Annotated in this window: 14 protein-coding genes; 7 read left to right on the forward strand and 7 right to left on the reverse strand. The window is 68.4% G+C overall.

Translation table 11 applies throughout. The features are described from left to right. The first annotated feature begins 7 nt into the window (after nt 1–7). Genes KJ554_06470 through KJ554_06480 form a run of 3 tightly spaced genes read left to right on the forward strand, consistent with a single transcriptional unit; the run spans nt 8 to nt 2755 of the window. Nucleotides 8–295 (forward strand): hypothetical protein, encoded by a 288-nt coding sequence (locus tag KJ554_06470; protein ID MBU0741975.1) that lies wholly within the window; start codon nt 8–10, stop codon nt 293–295. Further along, nucleotides 292–1284: a c-type cytochrome gene (locus tag KJ554_06475; protein ID MBU0741976.1), complete on the forward strand. Its 993-nt coding sequence runs from the start codon at nt 292–294 to the stop codon at nt 1282–1284. Before KJ554_06470 ends, KJ554_06475 begins: the two co-directional genes overlap by 4 nt. 31 nt (nt 1285–1315) lie before the next feature. Next, complete coding sequence (locus KJ554_06480) at nt 1316–2755, forward strand: cbb3-type cytochrome c oxidase subunit I (GenBank protein MBU0741977.1); 1440 nt, start codon at nt 1316–1318, stop codon at nt 2753–2755. A gap of 249 nt (nt 2756–3004) precedes the next feature. Here KJ554_06480 and KJ554_06485 read toward each other — a convergent pair whose 3' ends face one another. Then, nucleotides 3005–3739 carry a histidine phosphatase family protein gene (locus tag KJ554_06485; GenBank protein MBU0741978.1) on the reverse strand — a complete coding sequence of 245 codons (735 nt, stop codon included), beginning with the start codon at nt 3737–3739 and terminating at the stop codon, nt 3005–3007. A 279-nt stretch (nt 3740–4018) separates the two neighbouring features. On the opposite strand from KJ554_06485, the gene KJ554_06490 reads away from it, so the two are divergent. Then, entirely contained in the window at nt 4019–4444 is a 426-nt protein-coding gene (locus KJ554_06490) for a hemerythrin family protein (protein ID MBU0741979.1), read from the forward strand. Here the strand turns inward: KJ554_06490 and KJ554_06495 are convergent. Both KJ554_06495 and KJ554_06500 read right to left on the reverse strand, forming a co-directional pair. Further along, nucleotides 4434–6668, reverse strand: coding sequence for a heavy metal translocating P-type ATPase (locus tag KJ554_06495; protein ID MBU0741980.1), 2235 nt, complete (start codon nt 6666–6668; stop codon nt 4434–4436). The two genes, KJ554_06490 and KJ554_06495, sit on opposite strands and share 11 nt — an antisense overlap. 56 nt (nt 6669–6724) lie before the next feature. After that, nucleotides 6725–7327 carry a hypothetical protein gene (locus tag KJ554_06500; protein ID MBU0741981.1) on the reverse strand — a complete coding sequence of 201 codons (603 nt, stop codon included), beginning with the start codon at nt 7325–7327 and terminating at the stop codon, nt 6725–6727. A gap of 495 nt (nt 7328–7822) precedes the next feature. Between KJ554_06500 and KJ554_06505 the strand changes: the two genes are divergently transcribed. Beyond that, nucleotides 7823–9181 carry a phosphomannomutase gene (locus tag KJ554_06505; GenBank protein MBU0741982.1) on the forward strand — a complete coding sequence of 453 codons (1359 nt, stop codon included), beginning with the start codon at nt 7823–7825 and terminating at the stop codon, nt 9179–9181. 43 nt (nt 9182–9224) lie between these two features. Then, nucleotides 9225–10067 carry a phosphodiester glycosidase family protein gene (locus KJ554_06510; protein ID MBU0741983.1) on the forward strand — a complete coding sequence of 281 codons (843 nt, stop codon included), beginning with the start codon at nt 9225–9227 and terminating at the stop codon, nt 10065–10067. 3 nt (nt 10068–10070) lie between these two features. On the opposite strand, the gene KJ554_06515 is transcribed toward KJ554_06510, so the two are convergent. The 4 genes from KJ554_06515 to KJ554_06530 form a co-directional block, all read right to left on the reverse strand. Then, entirely contained in the window at nt 10071–11990 is a 1920-nt protein-coding gene (locus KJ554_06515; GenBank protein MBU0741984.1) for a PAS domain-containing protein, read from the reverse strand. Then, nucleotides 11977–12477: a response regulator gene (locus tag KJ554_06520; protein MBU0741985.1), complete on the reverse strand. Its 501-nt coding sequence runs from the start codon at nt 12475–12477 to the stop codon at nt 11977–11979. Before KJ554_06520 ends, KJ554_06515 begins: the two co-directional genes overlap by 14 nt. Nucleotides 12478–12856: 379 nt before the next feature. After that, nucleotides 12857–13738, reverse strand: a complete 882-nt coding sequence (locus tag KJ554_06525; GenBank protein MBU0741986.1) for a radical SAM protein — start codon at nt 13736–13738, stop codon at nt 12857–12859. Between the two features lie 2 nt (nt 13739–13740). Continuing rightward, nucleotides 13741–14892, reverse strand: coding sequence for a hypothetical protein (locus tag KJ554_06530; GenBank protein MBU0741987.1), 1152 nt, complete (start codon nt 14890–14892; stop codon nt 13741–13743). Between the two features lie 164 nt (nt 14893–15056). Between KJ554_06530 and KJ554_06535 the strand changes: the two genes are divergently transcribed. Further along, the coding region (locus KJ554_06535; protein ID MBU0741988.1) for an NYN domain-containing protein at nt 15057–15861 on the forward strand (805 nt) is incomplete at its 3' end.

The raw sequence follows: 15861 nt of genomic DNA on the forward strand, positions 1-15861 counted from the left end.
AGTCCGTATGCATGGCGAGAGGACGGGACCGGATAGGCACCAGGTGATCGTCACGGGACTCTGCGGGGTCCTGGGCGCGGTCCTGCTGGTCATCCTCCTGCAGATCGTCCACTACGGGATGAGCGGGCGGGAGCGCGCGCGCAAGGTGCTGGCCGTGCCTCACGTCGAGTACGCCGCCCTGGTGGAGCAGCAGCGGTCCGACCTGGCGGCCGGCGTGCCGATCGAGGAGGCCATGGCCGAGGTCGTCCGCAGGCAGGGCGACGGCGGGACGACCGAGCAAAGGACGGAGCGATGATCCTGCACGGGCTGTTGGGCGCCAGCGACGCGCCGCCGGCGACGGTCGGCTTCCACTGGCTGCCCGCCGCGGCCACCGAGGGCGCGGGTCCGGTGGACGGGCTGTTCGAGCTGATCCTGTGGTTGGGCCTCTTCGCGTCGACCCTGCTGCTGGGGCTGTTGATCGCCGTCGCGGTGCAGTACCGCCGCCGTGGCGACGACGCGGCGGGCCTGCGGATCCGCGACGAGAACCTGCCCCTGACGGTGTTCGCCGTGGTCGTCGCGGCGGCCGTGGCGGTCTTCGTCTTCTACGCCGGCGCCGGCGTCCACCAGGACCTCGCGACGCCCCCGTCCGACGCCTACGCCGTCGCCGCTGAGGCCGATTCGGGCCGCGTGAGCTGGATCTATCCCAACGGCCACCGGACCGATTCCCTGCACGTGCCCGCCGCCCGGCCGGTCGTGGTGGACATGACCGCCCGCGACGCCGTCTACCGCCTGTCGATCCCCGCCTTCCGTCTGGGCCGGGACATGGTCCCCGGGCGCGAGACCCGCGTCTGGTTCGAAGCCGTCGAGCCCGGTTCCTACGACGTCTTCGCCGCCGCCCACGGCGATGTGCCGGGCGCGGCGTACGCGTCGGCGATCACGGTGCAGGAGCCGTCCGATTTCGACCAGTGGCTGGCGGCCAGCTCCGACATCCTGGCGGGCCTGACGCCCGTCGAGGGCGGCCGCAAGCTGTACGAGGCGCTCACCTGCATCGCGTGCCACTCACTGGACGGCACCAAGCTGGTGGGTCCGAGCTTCAGGGGCCTGATCGGTTCCGAGCGCGTCTTCCGGGACGGCGGCAGCGCGCTCGCCGATCCGGACTATGTCCGCGAATCTCTGCTCGAGCCCCAGGCCAGGGTGGTCGCGGGCTTCGAGCCGGTCATGCCCTCGTTCCAGGGACGGGTCGGCGACCGCGAGGTCGAGGCGCTGGTGGCGTTCATGGAGAGCCTGGACGGGGGCGTCCAGTAGTACGGATCCAAGCCCGGATCGGGAGGTTCGCATGTCGGCCCCGTGGCTAAACAGCTTGACCAGCAAGCGTGTCGACACACTTTATCTGGCGGTTGTCGTGGCGACGTTCGTCCTCGGCGGCGTGATGGCCCTGTTCCTGCATTCTGAGCTGATCGCGGCCGGGGATACCCTGTTGACGCCGGACGAGTTCGGCCGGTTCATCACCGCCCACGGCCTGTTGATGGTCTTCCTCTTCCTGGTGCCCGCCGTTCCCGCCGTGCTCGGCAACTACGCGCTGCCCCGGCTGCTCGGCGCCGATGACACCGCCCAGCCCGCGCTGGGCGCCCTGTCGTTCGTGCTCTATGCGCTGGGTGCGGCGGCCACGGTCGCGGCCGCGTTGGCCGGCGGCCTGGACGGCGGCTGGGACTTCTTCGCCGTCTTCCGGCCCGACGCGGCGCCCGGGCTCGCCGAGACGCTGCTGACGCTCGGCGTGGCCCTCACGGCGGCGAGCATGGTCTGCAACGGCGTCAACTTCATCTCGACGATCCATCGCCTGCGGCCGGCGTCGATGGGCCTGTACGACCTGCCCGTCTTCGCCTGGACCCTGTACGCCACCGCGGTGGTGCACATCCTGGCCACGGCCGCGCTGGCCGTCGTAGTGACGATCATCAGCGCCGACGCGAAGTTCGCCGGGGGACTGGTCGACCCCGACGCGGGTGGCGATCCCCTGCTGCCGCAGCGCTGGTTCTGGCTGTTCGCCCATCCGTTCGTCTACGCGTCGGTGCTGCCCGCGATCGGCGTGATCAGCGAGGCGTTGGGCCGGTTCGCCCGCAAGCGCGTCTTCGCGCCGCGCACCATGGCGGCCGCCGTCGCTCTCTACGCCGCGATCATCTGCCTCACCTGGGGGCAGCATCTCTTCGGCAGCGACACCGACGTCGCGGCCACGGTCCACAGCGGCTTCGCCCTGCTGGCGGTCGTGCCGGCGGTGATGTTCGCCGTGAGCTGGCTGGGCACCCTCTACGGCGGCGCGATCCGTTTCTCTGCGGCCCTGTGGTACGCACTGGCCGCGATCATGATGCTGGCGGTGTCCGGCGCGGGCGGACTGCTGCTGGCCACGCCCGGCACGGGCGCCATGCTGCGCGGCTCGCTCTTCGCGAGCGCCCAGTTCCACTACCTGGCCGGCGGCGTCTTCTTCGCCTTCCTGGCCGGACTGCACATGTGGTGGCCGGGCATGTTCGGGCGGCTCTACGCGGAGGGAACCGGCAAGCTCGGCGCGTTGCTGGTCTGCGTGGGCTACAACGCGGCCTTCGCGCCCCGCCTGCTGATGGGGTTGCGCGGCGCGCGCCAGGGCTGGGACGGCCTGCCCGGCGATCTGGGCACCCTGTCGGTGATTGGCGGCTGGGTGCTGGCGATCGGGCTGGCCGTGTCGATCGGGTGCCTGCTGGCTTCGTACCGCGGCGGAGAGTCCGCCGAGGGCGCGGTCGTCGACTGATCGTCGCGGATGTGCATCCCCGAGGACCCGCCGCCGTCCGGTGGCGGGGTTCTCCATATCAAGACAACGCCCCCGCGAGTGCGACGTCGCGGGGGCCTGGCCGCGGGGGAGGATAGTCCCGCGTTTTCGCCTGCTGGGGTTGCCCTTCAGGAAGATTCTCAATATACGGAGCGACCGACATGGGAGCAAATGGATCGAGCTGTTTGTTGCCGTATCGGCTCGGCGCGAGTGCGAATCCGTCCGATTTCTTCACCAATCCGGACTATCGGCATTCTCCGCGGTCGTCCCCGGATAGGTCTGCATGCGAGGCGGGATGTGCCCCGCATCGGCGAAGGCCACCAGCTTGCACGAACCGTCGCGCTTGACCTGGATCACCGTCAGGCTGCAGTTGGCGATGCTCATGCCCAGCCAGGCCTCGGTGTCGACGGCGAGGGCGCGCGTGACGAACCAGCGGATCACGTTGCCGTGGCAGACCACGATGTCGTGGGCGTCGACGTCGCCGGCGGGGGCGAAGATGCGGCCCCAGGCGACCGCGAGCGAGTCCTCGCAGGCGGCCACTTCCAGCGGATCCTCGCGCTCCATGATGTCGAGGCGCCGTGTCGTCGGCGTGCATTCGCGGATGTCGCGATGCAGGTCAAGCGCCAGCCCGGGAAAGCGCGTGGCGATGACCTCGCCGGTCTCGCGGGCGCGGGTCATGGTGCTGGCCTGCAGTGACGTGAAGGTCACGCCCATGGCCTCCAGACGGTCGGCGACGAGGCGGGCCTGGGCGAAGCCGAGCCCGACCAGACCGCGCCCCACGTCCGGATCGCGCTCGTCGTCCTGGTCGTACTCGCCGTGGCGGATCAGGTAGACGGCACGGATCGGCTCGTCGTACTCGGGCAGTCTGGCACCCGCCGGGCCACAGGGGAGCAGCGACAGCAACATCACGCCCATCAAGTACCGCCACCCGGCGCGACCGGGCCTGTCGGCGATGCCGTTGGTCATCGATTCCTCCCGGGTTATGCCTTCGCGATCGTGTGCTTTTCCCGCAGATGGACGAAGCCCCGGATGTGATTTCCCGTTGGGGCCTGCGCCCCCCCGCTCCCATCTGACGGCAGCCTATCATCCGGCTGTGATGGTCGCCAGTCTATCTGAAGATATGAATCAAGTTACGTTAATCCTCAAGTTTTTACCATTGCATGCCGATAGTAGAAAAAATGTGATGATCCGGCATTTCGTGACAGGGAATTCCACCTGGCTCGCAACACATCCAAGAGGGACAAAATGGCGATCATGCAATGGAGTGACAAATGGGGGTTTGGGCTGGCCGAACCCGATGCGGATCGGCGCGAGCTGGTCGGTCTCTACAACGAGATCGATCTCGCCCTGAAGCGGGGCGACTCGCAGCGGACGCTGATCGCCGGGCTCACGAGGCTCCTGGTGCGGGCCGAGAGCTTCTTCGCCGAAGAGGAGAAGTTCATGGAAGCCGCGGGGTATCCCCTGTGGCCCGAGCATCGCGACGAGCACCACGACTTCCTGCAGCGTATGCGCAACTTCGAGAGCGCGTTGATCGAAGGGCGCCTGGCCATCGATCTGCCGGTCCTGCAGTTCCTGCGGCACTGGCTCACCGGACACCTGGACGAGAGCGACGGCGCGTTCGGGCGGTTCCTGGCGCGCAATCCCGAAGCCCTGGTGGCCGTCACCATCTAGTCCTGCCCAGGCGCAGGCTGTTCAGCACCACCGACACCGAGCTGGCGGCCATGGCGCCCGCGGCCAGGACGGGGTGGAGGTCGCGCAACACGGACGGCATGGACGTCACGCCGTGCAAAGCCCCGGCGGCGACCGGCACCAGCAGCACGTTGTAGCAGAACGCCCAGAAGAGATTCTGGCGAATGGTCGTCATGGTGCGGCGGCTGAGCCGGATCGCGAGCAGGACATCGCGCAGGTCGCCCCGGACGAGGGTCACGTCGGCCGCCTCTATGGCGATGTCGCTGCCGTGCCCCATGGCGAAACCCACGTCGGCGGCGGCCAGGGCGGGGGCGTCGTTCACGCCGTCACCCACCATGCCCACGACCGCGCAATCGGCGCGGAACTCCGTCACGAACTCCGCCTTCTCGTCCGGCGTCACCGAAGCCTCGGCCTGGTTGATGCCGACCGCCCGCGCCACGGCGTCGGCGGCTTCGCGCGCGTCGCCGGTGAGCATCACCACGTCGATGCCGCGCGTTTCCAGTCCTGCCACCGCGGCCGCGACGCCCTCGCGCACCGTGTCGCTCAAGGCCGTCAGTCCGACGCAGGCGCCGTCGACCGCGACTGCCAGGATGGTCTTGCCCGCGGCGGCCAGCTCGTCCTTGCGCGCGGCTAGATCGGGCGGCAGGTCGGTCCCGCCGGTGACCCAGCCGGGAGCGCCCACGCGCACGCGCCGGCCGTCCACGGTCGCCTCGATGCCCTTGCCCGGGGTGGCCCTGAAGTCGACGGCGCGGTCCGGCGAGGCGCCGCCGGCCAGGGCGCGTGCCACGGGATGTTCGGAGGGGGCTTCCGCGGCCGCCGTCAGGTCCTGCAGAACATCCTCGCCGAACGGCGAGTCCCCGGCGACTACCCAGTCCGTCACGGCCGGCCGTCCTTCGGTGATGGTGCCTGTCTTGTCAACCAGCAGCATGTTCACATCCCGGGTTCTCTCCAGGCTCGCGGCGTCGCGGAAGAGGATGCCGTGGCGTGCCCCCAGACCGGTGCCGACCACCACGGCGGTGGGCGTCGCCAACCCCAGGGCGCAGGGACAGGCCACCACCAGCACCGCGACCAGCCTCATCATGGCAGGCAGGAACGCGCCCCCGAAGTACCACCAGGCGGCGAAAGTGATCAGGGCCACCGTGACGATCACCGGCACGAAGACGGCCGCGATCCTGTCCGCCAGCCTCTGGACCGGTGCCTTGCCCTCCTGGGCGCGCTCGACCTGGCGTGTGATGCGGGCCAACGCCGAGTCCGCGCCAACGGCGGTCGCACGCACTGTCAGCGCGCCATCGCGATCGATGGCTCCCCCGAGGACCGCATCTCCGGGCCCGCAGTCGACGGGCAGGGGTTCGCCCGTGAAGGCGCTCATGTCCACCGCGGCGTGGCCCGACTCGATCTCGCCGTCGACGGGGATGCGGTCGCCGGGGCGCACGCGCACCCGGTCGCCCGGCGATACGTGTGCCACCGGTACCACGATCTCGCCGCCGTCGCGCAGCAGGCGGGCCGTTTCGGGCACCAGGTCGAGCAGTCCGCGGATGGCGCCGGTGGTGCGACGGCGGGCGCGCGTCTCGAGCAGCTTGCCCAGCCGGACCAGGGTGATGATCATCGCGGCAGTCGTGAAATCGAGGGGGCCGTTCACGCCGGGCAGCAGGAGCACCGTGAACGAATGGAAGTAGGCCACCGAGCTGCCGAGGGCCACCAGCACGTCCATGTTGGCGCCGCCGGCGCGCAGGCTGCGCAGCCCGCCGGCGTAGAAACTGCCACCGGAGACGAACTGGACCGGCGTGGCCAGCAGCCACAGCGCCCAGCCGAACCAGGCGGAATCGGGCCAGTCGCCCAGCCAGCCGGCGCCGCGGGCGAGTGCCAGTAGGGCCAGGGGCACGGTGCAGGCGACGCCCAGCAGGAAATCGCGTTTCTGACGGGCGTTCTCCGCGTTCTGGGCCTCTTCCTGGGCGGTCGCCGTCGACCTGGCCGCGTCGGGCAAGAGGAGGATGAAGCCGGCATGGCCGACCGCGGCGGCGAGACCGTCGAGGTCGACCACCGAGGGATCGTAGGAAACGGTGGCCCGCTCCAGGGCGAGATTGACCCTCGCCTCGCCGACCCCCGGCGTCTGCTCGTTGAGTACGCGTTCCACCGTCGCACTGCAGCTCGCGCAGTTCATGCCGAGGACCGGCAAAGTCACCTTGGTCAAGTTTTTCTGATTCATGACGCTCCTGTCGGTGGCGACAGGATAGCGCACCCGGGCGGACTAGACCAGTCGGCTCATTCCACTTCCGGTAATCGGTAGTAGACGATCTCGATCGTGTCCGAGTCGTCCTCGCCGATGCTGCCGGCGCCCGCGCCCAGACATGCCAGCCGTGCCACCACGAAGCTCTTGATCAGCAGCACGCGGCCGTCGCCCAGGAAGTGCAGGCCGTCGCTGACGGGATTGCCCTCGCAGACGAGCCGCACCTCGCGCAGCCAGACACCCTCGTGATCGTAGAGGTCCAGATTCAGAAAGACGCCGTCGGGCAGGTCGCGGTTGCTGCGACTGTGCTGCACCCAGAGCCTGCCCCGGCCGTCGATGTGCAAGGCGGTGATGGCGCGCTCGGTCTTCTCGAGGTCGAACTCGGGCCAGGTCTCGGGGTCGGGGCTGGCCCAGGTCTGGAACAGGGACAGCACGCGCCTACGGTCGCGCTCGTCGCGCCGCCAGGTCACGAAGCCAGGCCGCACTATGATGTGGACGATCTCGCCGCCGCTCACGTCCACGTAGATCTGCCCCGCGGGCAGATCGTCCGCCGTGAGCTTGACCAGTTTGCCGGGGAAGAACTCGGCCAGCCCGAAGGTGCCGTCGGGCTGGCGGACCAGGCCGATGGGTGCGCTCACCTCGCCGGGTCCCTCCCCCTCGCGGCCGGGGGTTCCCGCCGGGTTGCCGTCCGGCCCGAAGACGAAGACCCGGCAGAGTTGCTGGTCGGCCAGGTAGACGCGGCCCGCGTCGTCCGCGAGGGGTTTCGACGGGCAGACCGAACATGATGTCGTCGTCCTCTCCGCCCGCGCGCCAGAGTTCCTCCGGCTCGAGCGTCGCCGGCGGCAGGGCCGGCCGGGCGTTGGCGAGCCGTTTCCCGTCGGCCCGGGAGTTGGCAACCAGCACGACGGACAGGAGGACGGCAACGGCACTGCGGTGGGCCGTAACGTCCAAGTCTGGCCTCCAGGCTGTCGATGGTCCGATGAATCCGGGTCTGGAACCCTCGGGATACGTGCTTGTCGCCGATGGGTTGCCGCCGACAGGATCCGGATTCTTGACGATCCGCCCGGGTCGCGGGACACTGCCTGCGATCGCACGGTAAGCCGCCAACACTCCGGCCGGAAGAGGGTTCGCCCGTGACAGCCATCCCCGAATGCTTCAAAGCCTACGATATCCGCGGGCGCGTACCCGAGGACCTGGACGCCGATCTAGCCCGCCGGATCGGCCGCGCGTTCGCCGCCCGCACCGGCGCCAGGACCGTCTGCGTCGGCCGCGATGTGCGCACCAGCAGCCGGGAACTGTGCGCGGCCGTGGCCGACGGCCTGAACGAAGGCGGCGTAGACGTCCTGGACATAGGCCTCTGTGGCACCGAACAGATCTACTACACGACCTTCGCGCGGAAGCTGGACGGCGGCATCATGGTCACCGCCAGCCACAATCCCCTCGGCTACAACGGCATGAAGCTCGTGCGCGAGGATGCCAGGCCCATCAGCGGCGACACGGGACTGCACGAGATCGGCGCGATGGCCGCGTCGGGTGTTTTTCCCGCCGCCGGACGGACCGGCAGGGTCGTCCGCGAAAGCACGGCCGACGCATACGTGGAATACCTGCTGGGTTATGTCGATCCCGGCGCCCTGGTGCCCCTGAAGGTCGTGGTCAACGCCGGCAACGGGTGCGCCGGCCCCGCCGTGGATCTGCTGGAACCGCACCTGCCCTTCACCCTGGTCAAGGTGCACCATGAACCCGACGGCGCCTTCCCCCACGGCGTGCCCAATCCCCTGCTGCCGGAGAACCGGGCGGCCACGGCCGAGGCCGTGCGCGCGCACGGCGCCGACGTGGGCCTGGCCTGGGACGGAGACTTCGACCGCTGCTTCTTCTTCGACGAGACCGGCGCGTTCGTCGAGGGCTACTACCTGGTGGGCCTCCTGGCGCGCGCGGCCCTGCGCCGCGAACCGGGCGCGGCCGTCGTGCACGACCCGCGGCTGACCTGGAACACCGTCGAGGTGGTCACCGCGGCTGGCGGGCGGCCGCTGATGAACAAGACCGGCCACGCCTTCATCAAGGAGCGCATGCGCGTCGAGGATGCCGTCTACGGCGGCGAGATGTCCGCGCACCACTACTTCCGCGACTTCGCCTACTGCGACAGCGGCATGATCCCCTGGCTGCTGGTGCTGCAGGAGATGTGCGTGAGCGGCGAACCGCTCTCGAAGCTGGTCGGCGCCATGCAGGCGGCCTATCCCGCCAGCGGCGAGATCAACCGCGAGATCGGCGATCCCTTGGCCGTGCTGGCGGCCGCCGAGGCGCGTTACGCCCCGGGCGCCGTGGCCGTGGACCATACCGACGGCCTCTCGGTCGACCATGCGCGCTGGCGCTTCAACCTGCGCATGTCCAATACCGAGCCGGTGGTGCGCCTGAACGTCGAATCGCGCGGCGATGTGGCGCTGATGCGCGACAAGACCGACGAATTGCTGGCGCTGATGGAGGAGATGGCGTGATGCCGGTGGCCGCGCGGCCGGCGGGCGTGCTACCTTGAGAGGCATGAAGATCGAGCGTATCCCGGGAATGGTCCTTCTGCTCTGCGCCGCGACGGCGATCTGCCCCGCGTCCGCAGCGCACGACGGCTGGCGCGAACTCGAACCCGGACTGGAGCTGGGCGAGTTCCCCTCGCCGGTCGCCGCCCGGTCGGGCGACTCGATCGTCCGCGTGGTGCGCGTGGATCCCTCCGTGTGGGAGTTCGCGCTCCTGAACACGTCCGCGCCCGGCGAGGGGGAGCTGCATACGGCCGGGGAGTGGTGCGCGCGGCACGGCTGCGTGGCGGCGATCAACGCCAGCATGTACCAGACCGACTACCGCCGCAGCGTCTCGCTGATGCGGACGCGGGACCACGCCAACAACACCTACGTCTCCAAGGACAACACGATCCTGGCCTTCGACCGGCTGGACGACACCGTGCCGCCGGTGCAGATCATCGATCGGACCTGCCAGGACTTCGCGCAGGTCTCGGGGCACTACGGCACGCTGGTTCAGAGCATCCGCATGATCTCCTGCCACGGCAACAACGTCTGGGAGCAGCAGAACCGCAGGTACAGCACTGCCGCCATCGCGATCGACGGCGCGGGCCGCCTGCTCATGATCCATTGCCGGTCGCCCTATTCGACCTACGACTTCATCGGCATCCTGCAGGATCTGCCGCTGGACATAGCCAACGCCATGTACGTCGAGGGCGGTCCCGAATCGCAGCTCTGCGTGTACGCCGGCGGCGAGCGTCACGAGTTCGTGGGCAGCTTCGAGAGCGGAATCCTCGAAAGCGACCTGAACCGGCGCGCCTGGCCGATCCCCAACGTGGTGTCGGTTCGCCGGCGAGTCGGCGCGGGCGAGTGACGCCTACAGGGGTGCCCTGTCGGTCGGCTCTGCGGGCGGTTGCAGGGGCAGGAGCAGGGTGAAGCTGGAGCCCCCGGCCGCGTCGCTGGCGGCGCGGATCTCGCCGCCGATTTTCTGCAGGATGTTGTGCACGATGGACAGGCCCAGACCTGTACCCTTGCCCGCGGGCTTGCTGGTGTAGAAGAGTTCGAAGATCTGCCTGAGGTTCTCCTCGGGGATGCCCACGCCGTTGTCCTTGATCGTCACCGCGAGACGCGCGTCTTCACCTTCCGCCCGCTCCGCCATCGAGACGGACAGGTCGATGCGCGGTTGTGGCGGGTGCCGCTCCTCGATGGCGTCGATGGCGTTGGTGAGCAGGTTGACGAAGATCTGCTCGAGCAGCATCGGGTCGATTTTCAGCGTCGGCAGGTCCGCGGCATAGTGACGGTGCACTTCCAGGCCGATACGGTGCGTGTGCGGGTGGAGAAGTTCCACGGCCTCGTCCAGCAGGTCCATCACCGTCACGGGCGTCTGGGCGCCGCTGGACTTGCGCGCGAAGCCCAGCAGGTTGTGCGTGATCGTGGTGCAGCGCTTGGTCTGGAAGAGGAGCTTGTCGATGTAGCCCCTGAACTTGTCCCTGGTCATCCCGTCGAGGTCGTGACAGACCTCGGCCAGCGTCTCCTTGATCAGACCCGCCACCGTCTCGATGATCGCCAGCGGATTGTTGATCTCGTGGGCGACGCCGGCCGCCATCTTGCCGATCGCGGCCAGCCGCTCGCTCTGGATCAGGTCTTCCTGCAGCTGGAGCCGCTTGGTGATGTCGCGGCAGATGCCCACCACTTCCAGGGGCTGGTTGTCCCGGCCGCTGATCTTCGTCAGCGAGAGGTTGGTGACGATGTCCATCCCGTCGCGGCGCTTCAACTTCAGCTCGTAGAGGACCGCGTGTCCCTCCGCCAGGGTTTCCTCCAGCAGCGCCGCCAGTTCGTCGCGGCGGGCCGCCAGGTCCTGCACTTGCCTGCCGAGGACCTCGTCCTGCGCGTATCCCGTGATGCGTTCCGCGGCCTCGTTGAACGCGATGAGGGTCCCGTCCGGGCGGCAGAGGAAGATCATGTCCTGGCTGTACCTGAGAATCCCCTGCAGGTATTCCCGCGTCTCGGTGATCTGCATGCGCTGTCGTACGATCTGGCGTTCGCTGGTGTGCAGCTCGGTGATGTCCTCGATCAGGCCGTAGAGACCGATGGGTTTCTCGTCGCGCAGGATGGGGATCAGGGTGGCCGAGAAGTAGATGCGCGCGTCTCCGGGCAGCGGCAGGACGCCGTCGAACTTGACCGTACGGCTCTTGTTCAGCACCTCCATCTCGAATTTCTGGATGCGTCGCGCCACGGTGGCCGGAAACAGGTCGAAATCGGTACGGCCGATGAAATCCGCGGGGCTGCGCGACAGCATGTCGGCCCCGACCCTGTTGATGGCCTGATATCTCAGTCCGACGTCCTTCATGTAGATCGCGAAAGGGGCGAACTCCATGAAATGTTTCAACTTGATCTGGAGGTCGAGCAGTTCGGCGTGCTTCTCGGCGTGAGCCCGCCTGTCCCGCGTCGCGAAGTCCAGGACGTGCCGGAGCAGATCCACGACGGGCGGCCCGAGGATCCGCGTTCCCGTGGGCGCCTCGAGGCCCGTGCCGGGACGCGCGACGTCCCTGAGATCGACGATCAGGTCGGCGCCGCCGGGGGGCAGAGCATCGGTCAAACAGCCCCCCACGCGGGGCGCGTCCAGCCCCGCGGCCAGTTCGATCGCCGCGGGGTCGTCGGTGCAGAGCCCGACGACGTGCAAGAAGCGCGAGTCCGGATCGATCTCGCGCAGCTGGCGCAGGTAAGGGGCGACCAGCTCGCCGCCGCCGACCAGAACCAGGCGAAACGGGGAGGGGGGGGGCTCAGTCCTGCTCATACTTGCGGCGCAGCTCCTCGCTGGCGTGCAGGATGTCGCGGGGGGTGAAATGGTGCTCTACGACCTGCTGGAGTTCCTCCTCGTACTTGAGCCGCAGATTAGTGCGTCTCTGCTCGTAGGCCGCCTGGATGACGCCCACGAGTTCGTCGAAGTCGCAGGGTTTCATCATGTAGCGAAAGGCGTCCAGCTTGCCGGCCTCCAGGGCGGATTCCATGGTGCCGTGGCCGGTGAACATGATCGTCTCGATCAGCGGCTGGCTCGCCTTGAGCCTCTGCATCACCTCGACACCGTCCATGTGCGGCATCTTCAGGTCGATTACCGCCACGTCGAAGGTGCGGTCGGCGCTGATGGCCAGGGCCTCCTCTCCGGAAGTTGCCCATACGACATCCATCCGGCGCTTCGAGAGGCGTTCGGCCAGCAGTGTGACCAGGTCCTCCTCGTCGTCCACCAGCAGGATTTTGATATTGCGAGGGTCGGCTTCGCTCATGTTCGTCGGCTTTCGGTTCTGGGTGCCGGTGCTCTGACCCGGGTTGCCGGGTGACTCGTCGCACGCGGCGATTGTCCGTCGAGAGCGCGAGTCGTGTCAAGCGGGGGGAGCAGCCCCCGAACCGTGCCGGTGATGTGTGGTCTCTAGTTGTGGGCGCTGCTAGACCGGCAGGTCCGGAGGCAAGCTTGGGGCCGGATATCTGTGCCGGACCGCGGAATCAAGGTCAAGGGGGTCGGAGGGAGGACCTTTCATCACGGCCCGGCACGGTCTGGTTGTCCGCATTATACGGGACAAAAGCTGTCTCTCGACAATAATATGCGAAGGTAATAAATCGCGCAAAGACTATTTTTCACCTGTTTCCCATATTGGGTGATCAAACCTACAGGCCGCGCCAGTATTCGGGCATCAGCAGCGTGGGATCGCGGCTATCCAGGGCCCCGCGGATCATCAACAGCCCCTTTTCCCGGTCCGCGGGCAGGTTCAGGCGCAGGGGCAGGTAGTTGCTGGCGTGATTGGCGTGGAAGGCGCACCGGGTGAACCTGCTGCGCGCGATCAGCGTCTCCAGCTCCTCCAGCAGGCCCCAGGGATCGGGCAGCCTGAAGTCGCCGCGCCGCGCGTCCGCGTGCAGCGGTGTGCCCGGCACGAGCGTGGTGGTCAGGGCGCCAACATAGGGAGGATCCATCTCCGTGAGCAGATCGGCGGTGGCGGCGGCGTGTTCGCGCGTCCTCGCCACGCCACCGATGCCCAGCATGACGATCACCGAGTGGCGCAGTCCCGCCTCGTGCAGACGGCGAGCGGCCGCTGCCGTCTCCGCGCGGGTCGATCCCTTGTCGATCCGCCGCAGGGTCGTCTCGTCGCCGCTCTCGACGCCGTGGTAGACGATGCCCAGGCCGAGTCCGCGCAGCTCGCCCAGCTCCGCCGCGCTCTTGCGCAGGACGGTGCGCGCGTCGCCGTAGATGCCAACGCGCCGCACGCCGGGCAGGCGGTCGCGCAGGCGCTGCAGGATGCGCCGGAGCTTCGGCGCGGGCAGGGCCAGCGCGTCGCCGTCGCACAGGAAGACACGGGGGAAGTGGCGCCCGGAGGCGGCGGCCTCGTCGATGTCGGCGGCGACGGTGTCGAAGGGCTTGACCCGGAAGCGCTGCTCCTCGTCCCGGTACATGGCGCAGTAGGTGCAGCGGTTCCAGCTGCAGCCGACGGTCACCTGCAACAGGAGGCTCTGCGCTTCGCTGGGCGGGCGGAAGATGCGTCCCACGTGGTCCATGGTCAGAAGATCCCGATCCAGCGGCCGTCGCGCATGATCTCGCGCGCCCCTGCCGTCGATTCGAGAGTCAGGGATGCGACCGCCACGTCGGGCTGCATTTCGGGGATGTAGACCCGGTCGATGTGCACAACGGCGTCGGGCGAGGAGAAATCGCCGGGGCCGACGCTGCCCCCGAAATGATCGCTCCGCCCGAAGGCGATGTGCAGGCCCAGCTTCTCGTCCAGCAGGATGCTGCCCGTGGGCTTCAGGCCAAAATCGCCCAGCACGCCGAGGCCCAGCTCCGACAGGTTCGCGTAGGCCGGTTCGTCGCGGATGTACCTGGCCTCGCGCTCGCTGTGCGGACCCCGGCTGAGCACCGCCACAGCCCTGTTGCCCGCGATGCGGTAGAGCACGACCTCGTCGTCGAACTGCACGGGGAGCTCCCCCGCGCTGAGGCTGGGGTCGCCCGGCAGGTTGCCCTCGTAGGGCACGATGTAGGTCTCGCCCGACGGCAGGTTGCCGGCCGTGCCGTTGGCCGGGAAGAGACCGCCCGAGGCGTGCGCCTCGTTGTGCCGCAGGTCGAGCCGCAGGACGTGCTCGCGTCCGCCGCAGCGGGTCTTGACGACCGCGGCGGTGGCGACGTCGAGCAGCGCCTTGAGCAGGTCGACGCGCCGGTTGACCTCGGTGTAGTCGATGCGCAGCGCCGGGATCATCGTGGGCAGGAATCCGGGCATGGTCGCCGCGCGCATCTCGTGCGCGCGGACCGCCACCTTCAGGGGCGCCGTCGCCGACAGCTCCGTCGGCGCCAGGATCAGGCTGTGGGAGGCGAAGAGGTCGGTGAAGCTCGACGCGTCGTGTCCGGCCAGATCGTCCGCGTGAGCGAGCACGGCGCCGCCGCCGGCAAGCGCGCACGTGTCCGGCAGATCCGCGTTGTTGCCGCCGGCGTTGCGGTACCAGGCGACCGTCACGCGGTCGAGTCCCGTCGCGGCGGCGGCTCCGGCGAGAATGTCGCCCCACGCGGCCGCCATGGCGCGACGCGCTGCCCAGTCGGGGTTGTCGGGCAGACGCTCGTCGGGCAGGTCCACGATGATCGCGAGGCCCTCGTCCCGCTCCTGGGGGCGGAAGACGCGTGCGACGAGGTTCGCGAGTTCGGCTGCGTTGAGGGTTTCGTCCATGGTACGTCCTTTGCACTGTGAGTCGCCAGCGGAGGCTGCACAGTATAGCAGCGGCGCCGCTCCCGCCCAAGATTCCTGTAGCCGAACGCGCATGCCAGAGGCTATTTTCCGGTCACGGATACCCTCCCGGCGCCCGGCGCCCGGATACAGCAAGGAGCAAACACATGAGTAGCAATCACGACACGAATCTCGCCGTCTTCCTCGATTTCGACAACGTCGCCATCGGTGCCCGCGACGTGCGGCAACGCTTCGACATCGGCCTCGTTCTGGGGCGGTTGCTCGAGAAGGGCAAGATCGTGGTGAAGAAGGCCTACGCGGACTGGAGCTACTACCAGAACTACATGGTGGACCTGCACGCCTCCGCCATCGAGCTGATCGAGGTGCCGGCGCCGCGGCAGAGCGGCAAGAACAGCGCCGACATCCGCATGGTGGTCGATGCCATGGACCTGTGCTACAGCAAGGAGCATATCGATGTCTTCGTGCTGGTGTCCGGCGACTCCGACTTCTCGCCGCTGGTCTCGAAGCTGCGCGAGAACAACAAGGAAGTCATCGGCGTCGGCATGAAGGGATCCAGTTCGAAGCTCCTGATCTCGAACTGCGACGAGTTCATCTTCTACGACGATCTGGCACAGGGGCTGGTGGATGTCGAGGCGGCGCAACTGGACGACGTGCCCGTGGACAAGAAGAAGCTGTTCAACCTGCTGGTGGCCACCATCGAGGGTCTGGTGCGCGAGCACAAGGGCCCGCTCTACTCGTCGCTTGTCAAGGACACCATGAAACGCAAGAAGCCGGATTTCAACGAGCGGTCGTGGGGATATTCCTCCTTCAGCGACCTGCTCGAAGATGCCATGACGTACGGTCTGTTGACCGCGGAACGCGACGAGCGCGCCGGCGGCACCTTCGTGGTGACGGCCGCGGGCGGCCCGCCGGGCCCCCAGCCTGCGGGCGACGGTACCCGGCGGGCATCGC

The sequence above is a fragment of the bacterium genome (assembly GCA_018814885.1).
Lineage (GTDB): Bacteria > Krumholzibacteriota > Krumholzibacteriia > LZORAL124-64-63 > LZORAL124-64-63 > JAHIYU01.